The organism is Sporolactobacillus caesalpiniae (assembly GCF_040513385.1).
GTDB lineage: Bacteria > Bacillota > Bacilli > Bacillales > Sporolactobacillaceae > Sporolactobacillus.
Genome location: NZ_JBEVCB010000003.1, coordinates 1 through 17,078 on the forward strand (window position 1 = coordinate 1; position 17,078 = coordinate 17,078).

20 protein-coding genes, 1 tRNA gene and 1 other RNA gene are annotated in these 17,078 nt (G+C 45.7%); 4 read left to right on the top strand and 18 right to left on the bottom strand.

The window, feature by feature from the left end:
* Positions 1-27: 27 nt before the first annotated feature.
* The 7 genes from ABWW58_RS06115 to ABWW58_RS06145 form a co-directional block, all read right to left on the bottom strand.
* Entirely contained in the window at positions 28-297 is a 270-nt protein-coding gene (locus tag ABWW58_RS06115) for a pro-sigmaK processing inhibitor BofA family protein (protein ID WP_353868310.1), read from the bottom strand.
* Positions 298-393: 96 nt separating this feature from the next.
* Positions 394-612 carry a YaaL family protein gene (locus ABWW58_RS06120; RefSeq protein ID WP_353868312.1) on the bottom strand — a complete coding sequence of 73 codons (219 nt, stop codon included), beginning with the start codon at positions 610-612 and terminating at the stop codon, positions 394-396.
* Positions 613-666: 54 nt separating this feature from the next.
* Positions 667-1,263 carry a recombination mediator RecR gene (gene recR / locus ABWW58_RS06125; protein ID WP_093670940.1) on the bottom strand — a complete coding sequence of 199 codons (597 nt, stop codon included), beginning with the start codon at positions 1,261-1,263 and terminating at the stop codon, positions 667-669.
* Positions 1,264-1,375: 112 nt separating this feature from the next.
* Positions 1,376-1,690: a YbaB/EbfC family nucleoid-associated protein gene (locus ABWW58_RS06130; protein WP_093670942.1), complete on the bottom strand. Its 315-nt coding sequence runs from the start codon at positions 1,688-1,690 to the stop codon at positions 1,376-1,378.
* 21 nt (positions 1,691-1,711) lie between these two features.
* Positions 1,712-3,412, bottom strand: coding sequence for a DNA polymerase III subunit gamma/tau (gene dnaX, locus ABWW58_RS06135; RefSeq protein ID WP_353868313.1), 1,701 nt, complete (start codon positions 3,410-3,412; stop codon positions 1,712-1,714).
* A 159-nt stretch (positions 3,413-3,571) separates the two neighbouring features.
* Positions 3,572-3,838: signal recognition particle sRNA large type (gene ffs, locus ABWW58_RS06140), an RNA gene on the bottom strand.
* A gap of 20 nt (positions 3,839-3,858) precedes the next feature.
* Positions 3,859-3,952: transfer RNA gene (locus ABWW58_RS06145), tRNA-Ser, on the bottom strand.
* Positions 3,953-4,424: 472 nt separating this feature from the next.
* Here ABWW58_RS06145 and ABWW58_RS06150 point away from each other — a divergent pair.
* A complete protein-coding gene (locus tag ABWW58_RS06150) occupies positions 4,425-4,841 on the top strand; it encodes a hypothetical protein (protein WP_353868314.1) in 417 nt (138 codons plus the stop codon).
* Positions 4,841-5,332, top strand: coding sequence for a hypothetical protein (locus ABWW58_RS06155; RefSeq protein ID WP_353868670.1), 492 nt, complete (start codon positions 4,841-4,843; stop codon positions 5,330-5,332). The genes ABWW58_RS06150 and ABWW58_RS06155 overlap by 1 nt, the downstream gene beginning before the upstream one ends.
* A gap of 97 nt (positions 5,333-5,429) precedes the next feature.
* On the opposite strand, the gene tadA is transcribed toward ABWW58_RS06155, so the two are convergent.
* From tadA to ABWW58_RS06195, 8 genes are all read right to left on the bottom strand, one after another.
* Entirely contained in the window at positions 5,430-5,897 is a 468-nt protein-coding gene (tadA, locus tag ABWW58_RS06160; protein WP_353868671.1) for a tRNA adenosine(34) deaminase TadA, read from the bottom strand.
* 108 nt (positions 5,898-6,005) lie between these two features.
* Positions 6,006-7,274, bottom strand: a complete 1,269-nt coding sequence (uraA, locus tag ABWW58_RS06165) for a uracil permease (protein WP_093670948.1) — start codon at positions 7,272-7,274, stop codon at positions 6,006-6,008.
* A gap of 710 nt (positions 7,275-7,984) precedes the next feature.
* Positions 7,985-8,626 carry a Bax inhibitor-1/YccA family protein gene (locus tag ABWW58_RS06170; protein ID WP_353868315.1) on the bottom strand — a complete coding sequence of 214 codons (642 nt, stop codon included), beginning with the start codon at positions 8,624-8,626 and terminating at the stop codon, positions 7,985-7,987.
* Between the two features lie 203 nt (positions 8,627-8,829).
* Entirely contained in the window at positions 8,830-8,976 is a 147-nt protein-coding gene (locus tag ABWW58_RS06175; protein ID WP_353868316.1) for a YpzG family protein, read from the bottom strand.
* A gap of 3 nt (positions 8,977-8,979) precedes the next feature.
* Positions 8,980-9,123, bottom strand: coding sequence for a small acid-soluble spore protein K (gene sspK / locus ABWW58_RS06180; RefSeq protein ID WP_425441040.1), 144 nt, complete (start codon positions 9,121-9,123; stop codon positions 8,980-8,982).
* Positions 9,124-9,222: 99 nt separating this feature from the next.
* Positions 9,223-9,735 (bottom strand): DUF6241 domain-containing protein, encoded by a 513-nt coding sequence (locus ABWW58_RS06185; RefSeq protein ID WP_353868317.1) that lies wholly within the window; start codon positions 9,733-9,735, stop codon positions 9,223-9,225.
* Positions 9,736-9,853: 118 nt separating this feature from the next.
* On the bottom strand, positions 9,854-10,441 hold the full coding sequence (gene clpP, locus ABWW58_RS06190) for an ATP-dependent Clp endopeptidase proteolytic subunit ClpP (RefSeq protein WP_093670958.1): 588 nt from the start codon (positions 10,439-10,441) through the stop codon (positions 9,854-9,856).
* Positions 10,442-10,480: 39 nt separating this feature from the next.
* On the bottom strand, positions 10,481-11,149 hold the full coding sequence (locus tag ABWW58_RS06195) for a sigma-70 family RNA polymerase sigma factor (RefSeq protein ID WP_353868318.1): 669 nt from the start codon (positions 11,147-11,149) through the stop codon (positions 10,481-10,483).
* Between the two features lie 343 nt (positions 11,150-11,492).
* Here ABWW58_RS06195 and ABWW58_RS06200 point away from each other — a divergent pair, with 343 nt between their 5' ends.
* Together ABWW58_RS06200 and ABWW58_RS06205 are read left to right on the top strand one after the other, a co-directional pair.
* Positions 11,493-11,930 (top strand): NUDIX domain-containing protein, encoded by a 438-nt coding sequence (locus tag ABWW58_RS06200; protein WP_353868319.1) that lies wholly within the window; start codon positions 11,493-11,495, stop codon positions 11,928-11,930.
* 147 nt (positions 11,931-12,077) lie between these two features.
* The gene (locus ABWW58_RS06205) at positions 12,078-12,515 is read left to right on the top strand and encodes a hypothetical protein (protein WP_353868320.1); all 438 of its coding nucleotides are present in this window, start codon (positions 12,078-12,080) and stop codon (positions 12,513-12,515) included.
* Between the two features lie 85 nt (positions 12,516-12,600).
* Here ABWW58_RS06205 and ltrA read toward each other — a convergent pair whose 3' ends face one another.
* The 3 genes from ltrA to ABWW58_RS06220 form a co-directional block, all read right to left on the bottom strand.
* Positions 12,601-13,989, bottom strand: coding sequence for a group II intron reverse transcriptase/maturase (ltrA, locus tag ABWW58_RS06210; RefSeq protein ID WP_353867335.1), 1,389 nt, complete (start codon positions 13,987-13,989; stop codon positions 12,601-12,603).
* 492 nt (positions 13,990-14,481) lie between these two features.
* Complete coding sequence (locus ABWW58_RS06215) at positions 14,482-15,630, bottom strand: glycerate kinase family protein (RefSeq protein WP_353868321.1); 1,149 nt, start codon at positions 15,628-15,630, stop codon at positions 14,482-14,484.
* A 13-nt stretch (positions 15,631-15,643) separates the two neighbouring features.
* A complete protein-coding gene (locus ABWW58_RS06220) occupies positions 15,644-16,930 on the bottom strand; it encodes a GntP family permease (RefSeq protein ID WP_353868322.1) in 1,287 nt (428 codons plus the stop codon).
* Positions 16,931-17,078: the final 148 nt, after the last annotated feature.

Genomic DNA, 17,078 nt, shown 5'->3' on the forward strand with positions numbered 1-17,078 from the left:
TATACGTTCTTATAGTAAAGCCCCCGCTCATGAGCCCAGCGAGAACTTTATGATAACTAGTGCCGCAATACCAGGGATACCTAGCAACCCGCTGACTGCAGCCGTGGCAAGGTTTATTGGTATGTGCATACTGAAAGATTCTCCAATGACATTCAGCAGAAACAGCAGCAACGCGCCAACAACAAAACGGATCGCCAGTCTGCCGACCCACTTCATAGGATGAAATGAAGCCCCTGCAGTCATGATGATAAGAAATACGATCATTACACCAATAATTAAAAATAAGTAATTACCCAAAAGACATGCCTCCCCACCCAAAGTAATAGAAGATCTAGGTTTATCCCATAGATGTTCTCATTAGTTAAGGTATGAAGGCATGTCCTGTTTAGAACTTTATTCATTCATGAACGATTTTCGCGCGCGAACTTCTTTTAACAAACAAAAATATTTAGCTTCAGCCAGCTTCAACTGATGAAGCACTTCATCAGAAGGATCGATGCTAGCATCGATTACCTTCTTCTTGGTCATCCACTCTGTCTTGCATTGATAAAGAAGGGCAAGAAGTGATTCATTCATCTCTTTACGCAAGGTGCCTTTCTTTCTGCCAAACATCCCCACCATCTCCAATAATCACCTGTTCACTACTACATTAGCTGCGAACTAGAATCAGAGCTCTCTGCGTCCTTCCAACGCCTTAGAGAGCGTTACTTCATCCGCGTATTCCAGATCGCCGCCAACCGGCAGCCCATGAGCGATGCGCGATGTTTTGACACCGATTGGCTTCACTAGACGTGAAATGTACATCGCTGTCGCTTCGCCTTCTACCGTCGGATTCGTCGCGAGAATAATTTCCTTTACATTTTCGTCTTCAAGACGATGGATCAATTCCGCAACCTTAATGTCCTCCGGACCAATGCCATCCATGGGCGAAATCACCCCGTGGAGTACATGATACACACCGTGGTAATCACGCATTTTCTCAAGCGCTACCACGTCCTTTGGATCCTGCACGACGCAGATGGTGGAATGGTCTCTAGAGGAATCGTCACAAATAGAACATGGATCATGATCACTGATATTTTGGCAAACTGAACAATAAACTAACTTTCGCTTTACATCAACAAGCGAGCGAGCAAAGTCCATAACGTCTTCTTCATTCATCTCGACTGCAAAGAAAGCGAGGCGCACTGCCGTTTTCGGACCAATGCCTGGAAGCTTCATAAAACTGTCAATCAATTTCGCAATCGGTTCAGGATAGTGCATCACCGATCTCCTTCCGCTCTTTGTCAAAGATCCTCTAATAAATGAACGAACAGCGAGTCCGGTTCATTGGTTTAAGAAATTTACTGTCTTATCGCTTCAAAATACCGACGGCTTACATGCCCGGAAGATTTAATCCTTGAGTAAATTTGCCTAAACGTTTTGTTGCCAGTTCATCCGCGTGAGCAAACGCGTCATTAACTGCGGCAACAATAAGATCCTGCAGCATTTCCACATCATCTGGGTCTACAGCTTCAGGCTTAATGGTTACATCCACGATTTGCTTCTGACCATTCGCCTTAACGGTAACAACGCCGCCCCCGGCCGTACCCTCAACAATTTCATCTTTCAATTTATCCTGGGCTTCAGCCATTTGTTTTTGCATTTTCTGCACTTGACGCATCATGTTGTTCATATTTCCTCGCATCATATCAATCGCCTCCATAATTCATTAATCTTTTATATCAAGCAAATCAGGACCCACAAGCTTTTTCGCCTCTGCGATGATCGGATCTTCTTCCTTCTTCTCACCGTTATCGTCCTGACTTGATTTTGAGCGTGCAATAAATTCTTTCTTCATTGTTTTCCATGTTTCCTCAGGAATAGGATACATGATTTTTTGTTTCTGAGTCACGTCCTGAACAATGGATTGAACGAGGCCCATTATATTATTCTTATTTTCCATAACCATCTGGCAATGGAAATCATATTTAAAGGCCTGCACAAATCCCTCAGCGGAACTGGCAACCGGCTGGCTTTCCATCATCCAGGCATGTGCGGCCACATTTTCAGAACGGATTTTTGCCATAACCTTAGCCCAAACGGAGCGCAATTCAACCAATTCCTCTTTGGTCGCGTCAGTAAGCACACGGTTAATATGCGCGGTTGGAATACGCAGAGCTTTGTTTCTTCGCGGTGCACGCGTGTGACTCTGCTCCTGATGCTGTTCTTGCTGATGCACGGGTTGCGGCGCGACAGATAACTGCCGTACTTGCTTTTCAAGGTTGTCTATTCTTTTTTCCAGCGCGGAAGGTACGGAAGCTGTTCCCGCATTGGGATTGCTTAACTCTGACGGCTGGCATAATCGAACAACCGCCATCTCAAGTAAAATACGCGGGTGGTTGGTACGCTTCATTTCAATAAATGCGCTATTTAGTTGGTTAATGACCTGAAAAAGCCGTTCAGCAGGCACAACCTCCGCCTGCTTGCGAAAATCATCATCAACATGAGGGCGGCTTAGCAAATCCTCAAGTTCCGGAGATGTTTTATAAAGCAAAAGATCTCGATAATAAAAAAGCACTTGCTCTATTAGCCTTAGAGGATCTTTGCCCTGATCCAGCAGCTCACCGATCTTTCCAACCGCTCCGGCCGCGCCGCCGGCTTCCAGCAAGTCAATCAAATCCCGAACCATGAGGCCCGCAACCATACCCGTCACGTCAAGCACATCTTGAACCGTCACGGTCGCTTCGCTGTAGGCAGCAGTCTGGTCCAATACACTCAGCGCGTCACGCATCCCGCCTTCACTCGCCTTAGCGATCAGCTGAAGCGCTTCATCCTCCGCATCGATTTTCTGATTCTGAACAACAAAACGCAGGCGCTCAAAAATCTCTGATGAAGGGATGCGGCGAAAATCAAATTGTTGGCAACGCGAAATAATCGTAAGCGGTATTTTCTGCGGTTCTGTTGTCGCAAGGATGAACACCGCATGCTCCGGCGGCTCTTCCAAGGTTTTCAACAATGCGTTAAAGGCACCCGTTGACAGCATATGCACTTCATCAATGATATAAACTTTGTAGCGGACTTCACTCGGCGCATATTTTACTTTATCACGAATATCGCGTATTTCATCCACGCCATTGTTTGACGCGGCATCAATTTCGATCACGTCGGCAATGCTTCCGCTGGTAATACCCCGGCAAGCCGCACATTCATTACATGGTTCCGCCACCGGAGCATGTTCACAGTTGATCGCCTTCGCAAAAATCTTAGCGGCGCTCGTTTTTCCTGTTCCGCGCGGTCCGGTGAAGAGGTAAGCGTGAGAAAATTGCTGTTTGGTCAGCGCGTTCTGGAGAGTCTGAGCAATATGCTGCTGCCCGGCAAGATCATGAAAAGTTTGGGGCCGATAGACTCTGTAAAGCGCCTGATACGCCATCTTTCTCCTCCTTTCACCGAATACGTTCGGCGTTAATGATATACGTTCATTATAACGGTTACCGTGTTTGAAAGAAACTGCGGCACTATTCTTTCTCCATGAAAAAACAAGAGCTACCGAAGATCAGCTTCGATAGCTCTTGTTGGTTTATTTTTAACGCCGTGCACCTTTCGTCGATCAAGACATCACGAGCGCTTCTCAAGTCGCCGGCTCAGCCCGGGCAACCCCGCGGCACACGAAAGGTCTCACTTACTGCTGCTTCCTTCCGGACCTGACAGGGTTCATGAGTTTCCGTTGCGCGGGACCCGAACGTCAACACCACGTGCTTAAGGCTGCCTCACAATGTCGAGACCTCGCGAAAGGAATTCAACCTCGCTACAGCGGATTGCGAGTTACAGGGCACCGCTACCTCCCCATCTAGCACGGCTAATTGGATAACAAATTAATGGCGGAGGCGAGAGGATTCGAACCCCCGCGGCGCCGAACGACGCCCTAACTGATTTCGAGTCAGTCCCCTTCAGCCAACTTGGGTACGCCTCCACAGCCAAATACCGTAACATCAACATTAAACAATGATTTTTCTTCTCGAGGTATATATAACTGATTCAAACCCTGCTTAACTAATCGGTACGACGATGGTTAGTTTATCATAAAACATGCGGAAGAGCAAGCTTTGCATCTGCTGCATATGTGTCGAACTTTTTGCAGAATTCCACAAAAGTAATCTTGTTTTTGAAGCTTTTAAACAGGGACTCAATCACTTGCTTGCTATAGGAGCCTCGCACCATACTTCCATCAACCTTGAAAAACAACAATTACCATAGAAAATTATCTCCCACAAAAAAACTTTTACACAACCAGTTGCGGCTTGACTTTAAAAACGGCACGCGGTGTATTTTTTATTGGGCAATGGGAATGGCTAATAGACATAAAAAAAGAAAATGAGGGTGAGCGCATTGGGATTTATGTTTGCACTGTTTATTGCCTGGCTGGTGATCGGTTTGTTTTTTTTATGAAAAAAAGCCTTTCAATTATTGAAAATACTGTGGCCTTTATTGTCATTACTATTCTAAATATAAATTGGTCTTGGATTATTTATGATGAGTTGCGCCTGATCGTCCACTCGTCAAACCCACTCAATTACACTGCGTATGTATTTAACCGCAGCGTTACGCTCCCGTTAGTCATTGTGGCTGCACTGAATTTTATGATGCGCCGCGACCGATTGTTCAGTAAATGGCTTATTTGCCTATTCTCTGTCCTTCTTCTGGAATTATGGATAAGTATCGGCCGCTATTTATCGATCACCCATTTTGTAAAATGGAATGTATGGTATGACGGATTATACCTGGCAGCACTCCATTGGATTACCTACATGATCCTAAAGGGCTATCATCATCTAATGAACAAGGAGGTCCATTTATCGTGATGATCAATGAACATTTTGATAAAAATGAAATTTATCTGATTATACTTTTGGTCGCATTTTTTGCTGCTGTGCTTTTTTTTCCTAAGAAATTAAAACCGCATATCGCTGTTTTCGGTCTGCTGTGGGGCATTATGGTGGGCACTATCTTTGATTTCACGCTCGGCGGCGGCCTTATGGATTTCTATAAAGTCAATGATTCTAACCACTATGAGCTGTTTGATGTTCTTTATTATTTGCTCTTTGCTCCGTTCGGCTATTTCTTCATTTACTTTTATGAGGTCTTCCAGATCCGAAAATACGCGTTCCTTATCTATATTCTGGCCTGGTCTGTTTTTGGTGTGCTCATGCAATGGGGGTTCATAGCAATGGGTATCATTTCATTGCAGCGCGGTTACCAGATTTCCTATTCCTTAATCGTTTTCCTGGTGACTCAAACCGTAACCGGACTCTATATAGAAATTCTGAAACGAAAGGAGCAGCTCACAAAATAGAGAAGAGGATTATCTGCTGCAATTCATGTGTGCGGAGCAGGCGTTAATGAGCATTGTCCGCACACAAGTGTTCACGCGGTGGTTCATCCTCTTTTACTTATTTTCTCTTGCGCTTACGCAACTTGCGAAAAAAATCGCTGAGCATCCGTCCGCATCGATCGCCGAGCACACCGGCCACGACTTCTGCGCGATGGTTGAAGCGTGGTTCTTGAATCAAATCCATCAGAGTGCCGGCGCATCCCGCCTTTGGATCGGCCGCGCCGTACACCAAGCGGTCGATGCGCGACAGAACAATAGCTCCAGCGCACATCGGACACGGCTCCAATGTGACATAGAGCGTGCAGCCGGACAAACGCCATGTGCCGAGCTTTCGACTTGCCGCTTCAATTGCCATCAATTCGGCATGCGCGGTTGGCTGCTGAAGCTGTTCGCGTCGGTTATACCCGCGCGCGATCACTTCGCCGCCCTGCACGATCACCGCACCGATCGGCACTTCGCCGATTTCTTCTGCTTTCCTTGCCTCAGCAATCGCCACTTCCATAAACCGTTCATCCTCTAAGCACATGGACACCCCTCCTGTCTGAACAGCAGTATACCGAATGATGCCGCAGAATTCAATGTAAAAAGAGACACCCCCGCTAGGAGAGTGCCTCTCTTAATAAGAATAACAAGATTATTCTTCTTCATTAGATAAATGCAGTTTGTTAATCAATGCGAAGAACAGACTGAGCAGTACGCCGACAATCGTCGCAAGACCCATGCCCTTAAGCGCAACCGGTCCGAGATTGATCGTTGCGCCGCTGATTCCGGTCGCAAAAATCACCGTGCTTAGAATCATGTTCTGCGCTTTAGCAAAGTCAACCTGCTTTTCCACAAAAATACGGAAACCGTTGGAAGCAATGACACCGAAAAGCATCAGTGAAATGCCGCCCATGACTGCTGGTGGAATCGTTGAAATCAACGCTGAGAGTTTGCCGACAAACGACAGCACCACAGCAATCACCGCCGCGCCGCCGATAATCCAAGTCGAATAGACACGTGTGATTGCCAGGACACCAATATTTTCACCATAGGTCGTGTTCGGTGTCGCGCCTACAAAACCTGAAATGATGGTTGAAATACCATTTCCCAACATAGAACGGTCAAGACCCGGATCCTTCATCAGATCCTTGCCGACAATATTGCCTGTCACAATCAGATGACCGATATGCTCTGCAATGACCACGAGCGCTGCCGGAAGGATCACCGCGATTGCCGACCAATCAAATTCAGGACGATAAAAGGTCGGCAATGAGAACCAGTGAGCATCAAGTACCGGTTGGAATTTTACTAGACCGGCAAATGCCGCAATAATATAGCCGCCAATAATGCCAATCAAGATCGGAATGATCTTCAGAAAACCACGGAACAGTACCCAGCCGAGCAGTGTAATCGCCAACGTCAGAAGCGACGTGGTGATCGTTGCTGCATCCGGCGCCCATTTCGGCGTGCCGTTGCTGATCAGGCCCGCGCTTTGCGCCGCGACCGGAATTAATTCCAATCCGATAATAGCGACAATCGAACCCATCGTCACAGGTGGAAAGACAATATCCAGCCAGCCTGTGCCGGCCACTTTAATAATGAATGATACCAGGATAAATACCACACCAACCGCGATGAAGCCGCCGAGCGCCGCCTCATAACCACCGTTCCCCAACACATAGAGCACCGGGGAGATAAATGCGAAGCTTGAGCCCAGATAAGCCGGGATTTTTCCGCGGCAAATCGCTAGATAAAGTAAGGTGCCGATTCCGTTCATCAACAGAATGGTTGCCGGATCGACTTTAAAAATAAGAGGTACCAGAACCGTAGAACCGAACATCGCAAATAAGTGCTGCAAACTTAAAGGAATACTTTCAATCAAAGGAAGTTTTTCGTTCGTTTGAACGATACGTCCTGCCACGTGCATCTCCTCCATATGTATGTTTGTCCATCTTGTCTAGTATAACGAAAGTGCCTAATCTCGTAAAAGAAAAAATAGCCGTTTCTAAAAAAATAAGAAGAACCGGGCAAAAAGCGCACGGTCCTTACTTCCGCAGGATGCAGTGACTTTCGCGTTGCTTGCAGGACGTACTTTCACAGGATGTGGTGACTTTCGCGTTGCTTGCAGGACGTATGCGTACTTAGCGAAAGATCCTTACATACGAAAACTCCTTTAAGTCGAAAGTTCCTTTGCTCCAAATGCCGTTTTGAATCATCAGCCTTGTACTTGAACAGACATTTCTGTTTTATTAAGCATTCTGGTCGCTCATTAAGTAACGAGCAAAATAAGCGGAATTTTTCCGGTTATATGCATCATGGCGCTTGGTTCACGGGTACATAAGGGTAATTTTTCCGCTTATACACAGAAAAACCCTCCATTTTCACGTTTTTCGATTCGATAAGCGGAATTTATCCGTCTATTTTAAGGGATTTTTTTATTCATTTTCTAGTTAAGCGGAATTTTTCCGTTTATTTCTCAGATTGGGTGCTTACCTGATCGCCCAACCAAACTTATGACCTTATCGTCATGTCAACAAACCAAAACGCTATACTTTTATACGTAAAAGTGATAACGCTCAAAAAAAGCAAAAAAGAGGCACCGCAGCGCCTCCTTCTTATCCGAATAAAGTTTTAGTTTTTCGATCCGATACCGATAAACTGCAGAATGTACAGGAACAGGTTGATGAAGTCTAAATAGATGGATACAACAATCATCGGAATATCTTCATCCGAAAACCCGCGCACCGTCAATCGGCTGAAATCAAATAACGTATACCCGACGAAAATGAGAATGCCGAGTCCTGAATAAATCTGCGCCGTCATGCTTGATACCGGGAAAAAAGCACTGAACAACGAGACAACAATCAGCGCGATTAAACCGACAAACAGAAACCCGCCGAGAAACGAGAAGTCGCGTTTGCTTACCATCGCATAGACCGCAATAGCGCCAAACGATACCGTTGTTACCGCGAATGCCTGAAGCACAAGCGGCCCGCCAAGTAAATGCGTGTAGTAATTGACGGCTGTGTACAAAGTAATTCCCGAGATGAACATAAACCCATACATCAACAGATAGCCGACCGCTTTACGCTTTCTCACAAACATCATCATGAAAATCATGCCGATTTCCAGGATCCACAGCGGCAACCGCAATGCGTCAGAGACATATTGTCCCAAATAAAGACCAACTGTTGTCGCAAGCAGTCCGGAAAAAAATGCTGCAAACAATTTCGAGTACGGTTTGCGAACCGCATGTGATGCAAATTCAACCATGAACGCTCATCCTCCTTAAAGGCTTGTAATATACATACGTCTGATTTTCATCAAAAGTTTCCGTTGTCCACTTATCTTTATGCAACAATAAACAAATTTAAAATGCTTACATTTATTATACAAAGAAAATTTAAAAAATCAAAAAACAGAAGAAAAGACGGCCCCTTTTTAGAGAGCCGCCTTCCTCACCTTTTGATCCGGTTTTACTTTTGGTGGCGCCTTGTATTGACCTCAAGAATTTTTCCTGATTGTGTCTGCTGCGTTTCGCCGTTCACTTGATTCGGCGAATGTCTGGCATGAAAAGTGCCGAAACGCTTGATCATTTCATCGGTTCTGCCCGGCTCTTTCACCTGTCATCCCTCCGTATGATCGTGATGACGCTGCTTATCATGTGCAGAAAACATCCGTTCACCGGGGCGGGTATTTATGCTCCCGTCCGGACGCTTCGATGCGTGCGAAGGATCCGCCGCCGGCCATAGTTCCTCTTCTTTCTGCACACTGTATCGTGTTCCCGGCTTATCCACCAAGGTCAAAACCTCCTTTTCAAAAGGTGGTTTTATTATGTGCGGCATTGCTTTTTCTATTCATCAGGCGAATCACTTTTTGCTCTGCGTCTCTATGTAACGCTTCTCCTCTGCAGGAGACAACAGACCTGTAGCCTTTCCGATCGTGCCGCCCTGCAGCTTCCATATCGTATTATGATCCTGAACCGCTTTGGAATAGTCACCATTCTTCCAACGTGTTAAAATTGCCCGGTACGTCTTTTCATCAGTAAACTTATTCTTTTTTAGCGAGCGGTACAGCCAATTTAATCGATTTTGCGTGATTCGAATGTAGCCCCATTTCTGATCGGCCTTTACCTTTTGATGCGCCATTTCATGGATGAACAGCTGCATGTCGTCATCGGTCAAGTCATTGATCTTTTTATCCTCGCCAAATGGATTTTTCTTGTCACTAGGATCCGCCTGATTAATTTTTTCAATCATTTTTTCCGCCGTCTGCTGACGTAATTCGTTATGCTGCTGTTTCTGATAAAAGAGATAACCTGCTCCGCCAATAACAGCAAAGATGATCAGGCATCCCAGGATTATAAAAAGAGCCCTTTTCATGTCGCGTTCCCCCCAAGTTTAGGGTACTTGAGATCAGCATGATGTACAAGAATAAAGCAGAAAATACTGGAAATAAAAAAGCCTGGCGCATTGTGACACGCCAGACCGAATGACTTCTTTACAATTTTTTAATGATTTTATCGATGAAGCCATACTCTTTCGCTTGTTCAGCCGTTAGGAAGTTGTCGCGATCCGTGTCCTTCAGGATCTGTTCGTAGCTCCGGTTCGATGTCTCCGAAAGAATCTTGTTCAGCTTTTCTTTCGTTTTCAAAATGTGTCGCGCACTGATTTCGATATCACTTGCCTGACCTTGCGCGCCACCGAGCGGCTGATGAATCATCACTTCGCCGTTTGGAAGCGAAAGGCGTTTGCCTTTTGTTCCCGACGTCAGGATGATTGAAGCCATTGACGCAGCCATGCCTACACAAATCGTCTGAATGTCCGGCTTAATAAAATTCATCGTGTCTAGGATTGCAAAGCCGGCAGACACCGAGCCGCCTGGACTGTTGACGTAAATGGAGATATCCTTTTCCGAATCCTCAGAGGCTAAGAAAAGGAGCTGTGCAACAATGCTATTAGCAACTTCATCGTTGATCTCCGAACCAAGAAAAATGACACGGTCTTTCAGCAAACGCGAGTAAATGTCGTAGGAACGTTCCCCGCGGCTGGATTGTTCAATGACATATGGAATAAAAAATGACGACACAGTAATTCCTCCCTGTAATTCAATTCAATTATTTTATTTTTAAGCAGCCAGTCGGCAGGTAATGCCAGAGCCGCCGAAACCGGATTTACGCGCATTATGCAGGCGCGTTTCCTCATGATAAAGGGTAAGCAGCTGATCCGGATCACCGCTTTGAAAAGCACTGATGTAACGTGCCAAATGCCGCTCACCAAGATGCGCGTCCAAGCTCGGCTGATGGGATGCAATGCGCCTTTTCGCTCGATGATAAATGACACGCACATTACCCTCGGTCTCTCCCAATCGCTTGGCAACTTCAGATGCGGTCAGTCCCAAACCGGCCTGCATTAAGTATACCAGTCTTTGCCTTGCATTTAACTTTTCAAGCACGATTTTCATCGCCGCAGCGAAATGGTCGCTTGTGTTCTTTTCTTCACTGCGCCCAGCGACATCATCAAATGAATCCTGAGTCTGTTCCGCCACGCGCACTTTTCGGTGATCGTCAATCCATGTGTTTGAGATGATGCGAAAGACATACGCCTTCGTGAGCAGCCGTGTCTCGCACTCCTGCCACGCCTTGAAACATTTCATCATCGCGCTCTGAAAAAGGTCGTCGCCATCCCAAGTATTCCCCGCAAGTCTTATGCACTGCCTGCGCATCATCGTCATATGCGGACGAATGCGCTGCGTAAACGCGTCATCCCGAGCTTGATTTTCCAATTGGCTGTTCAATCTGCTGCCTCCTCCTTTGCCTTTATATCTGTATAAACGAAAAAGTCGCTTTAAATGTTACATGTCGGTTTATTTGATCAATAGCCGCCCACTACTCGTCAATAATGTACTTCGTGAAGACATCCGAAAATTCCTCTAACCAATTACCCGCTGCGTCAAGCCCAAGTGAGAAACAACGAGCCTGATCCTCCCGTAACAACAGCAGTCACCTTTGTCATTCTCATGCCCCTTCTTAAGTTAACCAATAAATTACTTTTGACTGTAACAAACTTAAGAGAGACATTCAAGAACAGCGACAATGCTCTATAATGAAGAAAAAAAGAAATGTGATCGGAGGAATTCGATGTTTCTTGTCATCGTTGAGGCCGCCATTTATCATGAGGGACGCTGGCTGATTATTAAACGCAGTGAAAGAGAAAAACACGCTGCCGGAATGCTTGCGCTCGTCGGTGGAAAAGTGGATTTGAACGATCAGCCAAATGATATTTTGGAACATGCGCTGCGCCGCGAAATTAAAGAAGAAATTGCAATTGAGGTAGGTGAGCTCACGTACGTAAAAAGCGCCTCGTTTCTCCTTCCTGAAGGACGATGCGCGCTTGAGGCAATCTTTTTATGCAGTCCGAAATCTGGCATGCCGCATGCCGTCAGTGCCGATGAAGTTGCCAATCTTTACTGGATGACAACCAAAGAAATACTGGATTATCCGCAAACACCACCCTATCTCAAAGATCAAATCGTACAAGCAGAGCGCGTGCTTCGACACATTCAGGATCTAAAATGAAATTTGATTTCATCCGTACGCACTAGCTCATGAAAAAAATTTATATGTATCATCAATAAAATTGTGTACATTCTGTGTAGATTATTTGTCGTTTTTGTGATAATGTTTGTGACATTGAAATCAAACAGAGTGAGGCATTCATTGACCATGAAAAGTACATTGTTTAGCAAGCGTATTGGTATTGCAGTATTAGCAGCAGTTGTTCTCGTCATCGCAAGTCTGGCTGTATACGGAGAAGTGATCGACTACAAAGCAGCGCAGAGTATTAAGACGGAACAATTGGTTCATTCCTATTCCTTTCGAAGCAACCGAACAATTTTAGTGCACTTAAAAAATAATTCTGTTATTCGATTAGATCTCACAGCTACGCCGCTTAATGTTACTGTCGGGACAAAAAATACATTTCATCGTAGTCCAGGCAGCATCTCTAAATACAGCTCTCCCGGGAAAACTTCAGGATATATACTTACATTGACACCAAGTGACTATCAACGTTTCAATCAAAACATGATGAATTATTATGGTTCCATAAACACCTTCGAGAAAACAAGTAATCATTCTGAGTTAGTTTCTGTATCCATCTAACAGTCAATTTAAATTGCATCGAGTAGGAGGAGATAATTTCTCCGACCTCTCACACCACCGTACGTACGGGTCCGTATACGGCGGTTCAATAGCTTAAGTGTACATGCTCGAACAGATGGACTAGATTTTTGAGTCCCACCTGTTCGAGTATTTTGTTTGTGATCGACCGATGTAAGATATGGCTACAGGCGATGCGCCAGTAGCCTTTTCGTGTATTTGCCCATTCCCATGCTTTTGGTTTTGGAACGTTAAGTTTCATGAGACTTTTATATCTCGTCTTGACTTTCTTCCAACGTTTCCAAATGATCTGGCGAATTCTTCGCCGGAGCCACTGATCAATATGCCGAATATAGCTCTTCATATAGCTTATGCCATAGTAGTTGATCCATCCTGTGGTTACTTCATTAATTTCTTTAACGATCCCACGGATGTTACCGCTTCGGCTTCTTTTCGTCAGTTGTTTGAGCTTTCGCTCAAAGCGCTTTTTCGACTTGATGTGGGGGCGAAATCCCAATCCCTGCTTGGTCGTGTGCAGGCAGAATCCAAGAAATTTAAGTTTCGTTGGGCTGCCGACCTGAGTTTTCTCCCGATTGACGGTTAGTTTCAGTTTATCTTCCAGAAAGGTGGTGATGCTCTTCATGACTCGTTCGCCCGCTCTTCTGCTTTTGACGTAGATCGTACAGTCGTCGGCATAGCGAACAAACTTATGTCCTCTTCGTTCCAGTTCCTTGTCCAGTTGATCAAGATAAATGTTGCCTAGAATGGGCGAGAGATTCCCCCCCTGGGGAACACCGGCCTCGGTCGGTACAACCTTTCCATTCGTATGCACACCACTGCGCAGGAACTTGCGAATGAGTTGAAGGACGATTTTGTCCTTAATCCGTTTTTCCACGCAATACATCAACTGATCATGATTCACTGTGTCAAAGTAGGCTTTTAAATCAAGATCCACCGCATATCTATATCCTGCTTCGTAGTAAGCCTTGACGCGTTTCATTGCGTTATGGGCACTGCGGTGCGGGCGGAAGCCAAAGCTGTTGTCTGAGAACGTCGGATCAACGATTCGTTCCATCACTTGAAGGATCGCTTGTTGCACCAGTCGGTCACAAACAGTCGGAACGCCAAGGTTTCTTTTTGATCCATCGGGTTTGGGAATTTCCACACGTTTTACCGGTTGTGGCTCGTACGAGCCATTCGTGATCTGTTGGATAAGCTCATCCCTATTTCGCATGAGAAAGGGAAAGAGTTCATCAACGGTCATTCCATCAATTCCGGCTGATCCTTTATTCGCCTTAACACGCTTATAGGCTCGATTTAAGTTCATTCGGTCGGTGATTCTCGTGATGAGATCATGCACACCATCTCTTCTTTCAGTTTCACCGTGAGTCGTACTGCACACTTCTACCGTACCTTCGGATTCCATCCTATTCTTCGATAGATAGCCATCTTTTGATGTTGTCTGTGATTGTCGCATGACTCACACCTCCGCTGCTTCCAAGATTACTATTGTTCAGCCCTTCGTCCTGTCGGACTACTATGGCTTCTGCTGACTTCTTACAGTTCACCAAACCATCACTGGCTCGGTTGCTTCTGTGGAAATTTTCTTTCCTCTTGTCGGAGGCCCCTGTAAGATCTCCCCGGGTAAGAACGACCGCTTTCCTTCCATGTGGCTGCTGCATATACTGTTTGAGATTCGGGCAGTATTGGACTTCACCTTGTTACGCAGGCTTATCCGTCTCTATTCAGCCTTAGTATGCAGTTCTTGTTCATCAGCCCAGAAGTTTGCCTCCGGCTTCCTTCAGATTCCACCTCACGGTGGACACCCTTGCCTTTGGCTAACAGTTCCTACTGCCAAGCCTGTAGCGGACTTTCACCGCCTAGCTGTCGTCCATGCCGGGCGCACATAAAAAAGTGATCCAGTATACACTGGATCACTTTTTTATTCGAGAATTTGTGACTGATTCTATTAAAGTTTACGCACGTTCTTAATGAGACGGCCAATGTTTTCACTGGTTCTGGCAGCTGCTTCCGGTCCACTTTTCAGTGCTTCTTCTAAACACATGCTGCCGGAGACAATCCCGAAAACCGCAGTAAATCCTTTAGAATAGAGTGTATCAATTTTTTTACCTACATGACCGGCAAGCGCAATGACTGGTTTATCATGTCGGACTGCTACCTGTGCAACGCCAAAAGGTGTTTTGCCATATTGCGTTTGCTCGTCAATACTTCCCTCGCCAGTAATCACATAGTCAGCATCTGATACATAGTGTTCCAGATGCGTGTACTTTATAACCAATTCAATACCCGAAGCGATCGATGCATGAGTAAATGCCAACATTCCCGCACCTAGCCCGCCTGCTGCGCCGCTGCCTGGAACATCAGCGATATCTCTTCCCGCATCACGCTTAATCAGCATTGAGTAATGTGCGAGATTAGCATCCAGCTGTTTTAAAACATCGGGTGTTCCGCCTTTTTGTTTACCGAAAACATGGGAGGCACCTTGTGGCCCGCAAAGCGGATTTTTCACATCCGATGCGATCTCGATTTTCAGCTGCTCTATTCGCGGATCAACTGCTGATTGATCGATTCGAGCTAATCGTGCCAGCGCTCCTCCTCCATGAGGCAATTCCCTTCCTTCATGATCAAGCAACTTCACCCCAAGTGCCTGAGCCATGCCTGCACCGCCATCATTGGTAGCACTGCCGCCAAGCCCAATAATAATATGACGAATGCCTCGATTCAGACATGCAAGAATCAGTTCTCCTGTTCCATACGTTGTCGTTACTTCAGGATCCCTGTCTCCCGGCTGTACAAGTTGAATACCGCTCGCGCTCGACATTTCAATGACCGCCGTGTCCGGCTGATCTCCTAAAATGCCGATTGAGGCCGTTACAGGCTTGCCCAAGGGACCGGTAACTTCCTGATGAATTATTTGCCCTTTCGTTGCATCAACAAGCGATTGTGTTGTTCCTTCTCCGCCATCAGCCATCGGGACATGCACATAGCGGGCATCCGGATAAACTGTTCGTAATCCTCTTTCCATAGCCTTACAAACTTCTTTTGCTGTCATACTTTCTTTGAATGAATCTGGTGCGAGTACAAATGTTGGTTCCATCGTTTCCACCTCTTTACAGAATGACACCGTATATTATCGTTGATACAACAACCATCGTTAACCCAACGAGCGCCTCATAAGGAACAAGTGTCAGACGTTCCTTAATGCTCATCCCCATGGCAGCCCGTGTTACGTGGAAATAATTTCCCTGAGGAAGCTGATCAATTGTTACAGCTCCCGTCTGCATCATTACAGCAGCACCCACTGGTGACGCGCCGAAACTCAGAATTGAATGTGCGAACGATTGGGTTGCAATAATGACACCCGTAGATGTCGAGGCAACAGCCGCTCCCATCATAATTCCTGAAATAGGCGAGAGCAAGATGCCAGGAACCCCGAAATAGTTCACGCCATGCACAATGACCTCACTAAGGTTTGAAGAGGCAATCAGTCCGGCTAGTGCTCCGGCGCCAATTAAAATCATGACGACGCCTGTCATTTTCTCGACACCCGAAGAAATATAAATCATCATGCGTCCTGTTTTTTTCATAGCAATTAAACCGATAATTCCCGCAATCGGTAGAATATACATCGCATCGATCTGAAAGCTCTTTAAAAAAGCAATATGAAAAATATCACCAATCGGATTCAGCATTAGAACAATAATAGCTACTGCCGGAGCTACAATAGCTTGTCCAAAACTTGGCAGACGATCAGTCGAGTCCTCTTCACTTTTCCGTGCAGGTGCAACTGCCTTCTCGCCACGTTTCTTAATAATTGAAGCAATGATAACCGTTGCAATTAAACCAAACAGGGCAGGAATCAAGCCATGGATCATGACTTGAGATAAATCAACATGAAATCCTTTAGCAGCCATGATTGTATTGGCATTAGGCGAAATAATATTGCCCGCTTTTCCTCCCCCACTTAATGCCAAAAGAAGGCTCAATCTTGTAAATCCCAACTTTTCACCAACTGAAAGTGCAATCGGGGCAACAATGATGACTGCGACCGGAATAAATACACCAACCGCTGTAATAATCATTGTCGCAAGAGCAAGTGAAAACAACGCCATTCGATCACTGAAGCGATCAACAATTGTCCGCGCAATCCGTTCTGCCGCACCAGTATCCATCATCACACCGGCTAGAACACCCGCGGCAAGTACCCGAACAATCGTACCCGTCACACTAGCCGTGCCACTAACAACAAGATCAACCGTTTCCGTAAGATTTGCACCGCCGATCAACGCTCCGATGATCGCTCCGGCAAATAATGCATAGACGGGATTCAAGTGCTTTAATATTAATAGAATAGCCAAAATTAAACCGATAATGGCCCCTAGCCAACTAACTGTCATGAATAAACCCAGCTCTCTGCGATGAAATAAAAACAAACATTCATACTATACCACAGATAAGTGCTGTATTATAACAGAAAATCAACTTGTCTATTTTCTTAAAACCGTCAATATCTCAGCGCGCCGTTTAGGACAAGGATTCTCGCCA

What these genes read in the sequence shown, in the direction of transcription:
- recR (WP_093670940.1), bottom strand. Translation starts at nt 1,263, where the DNA reads ATGCACTATCCTGAACCGATTGCGAAATTGATTGACAGTTTTATGAAG.
- ABWW58_RS06120 (WP_353868312.1), bottom strand. Translation starts at nt 612, where the DNA reads ATGTTTGGCAGAAAGAAAGGCACCTTGCGTAAAGAGATGAATGAATCA.
- tadA (WP_353868671.1), bottom strand. Translation starts at nt 5,897, where the DNA reads ATGTGCTTAGAGGATGAACGGTTTATGGAAGTGGCGATTGCTGAGGCA.
- ABWW58_RS06155 (WP_353868670.1), top strand. Translation starts at nt 4,841, where the DNA reads ATGATCAATGAACATTTTGATAAAAATGAAATTTATCTGATTATACTT.
- ABWW58_RS06150 (WP_353868314.1), top strand. Translation starts at nt 4,425, where the DNA reads ATGAAAAAAAGCCTTTCAATTATTGAAAATACTGTGGCCTTTATTGTC.
- dnaX (WP_353868313.1), bottom strand. Translation starts at nt 3,412, where the DNA reads ATGGCGTATCAGGCGCTTTACAGAGTCTATCGGCCCCAAACTTTTCAT.
- ltrA (WP_353867335.1), bottom strand. Translation starts at nt 13,989, where the DNA reads ATGCGACAATCACAGACAACATCAAAAGATGGCTATCTATCGAAGAAT.
- ABWW58_RS06200 (WP_353868319.1), top strand. Translation starts at nt 11,493, where the DNA reads ATGTTTCTTGTCATCGTTGAGGCCGCCATTTATCATGAGGGACGCTGG.
- ABWW58_RS06170 (WP_353868315.1), bottom strand. Translation starts at nt 8,626, where the DNA reads ATGGTTGAATTTGCATCACATGCGGTTCGCAAACCGTACTCGAAATTG.
- ABWW58_RS06205 (WP_353868320.1), top strand. Translation starts at nt 12,078, where the DNA reads ATGAAAAGTACATTGTTTAGCAAGCGTATTGGTATTGCAGTATTAGCA.
- ABWW58_RS06130 (WP_093670942.1), bottom strand. Translation starts at nt 1,690, where the DNA reads ATGATGCGAGGAAATATGAACAACATGATGCGTCAAGTGCAGAAAATG.
- ABWW58_RS06215 (WP_353868321.1), bottom strand. Translation starts at nt 15,630, where the DNA reads ATGGAACCAACATTTGTACTCGCACCAGATTCATTCAAAGAAAGTATG.
- ABWW58_RS06220 (WP_353868322.1), bottom strand. Translation starts at nt 16,930, where the DNA reads ATGACAGTTAGTTGGCTAGGGGCCATTATCGGTTTAATTTTGGCTATT.
- ABWW58_RS06185 (WP_353868317.1), bottom strand. Translation starts at nt 9,735, where the DNA reads ATGAAAAGGGCTCTTTTTATAATCCTGGGATGCCTGATCATCTTTGCT.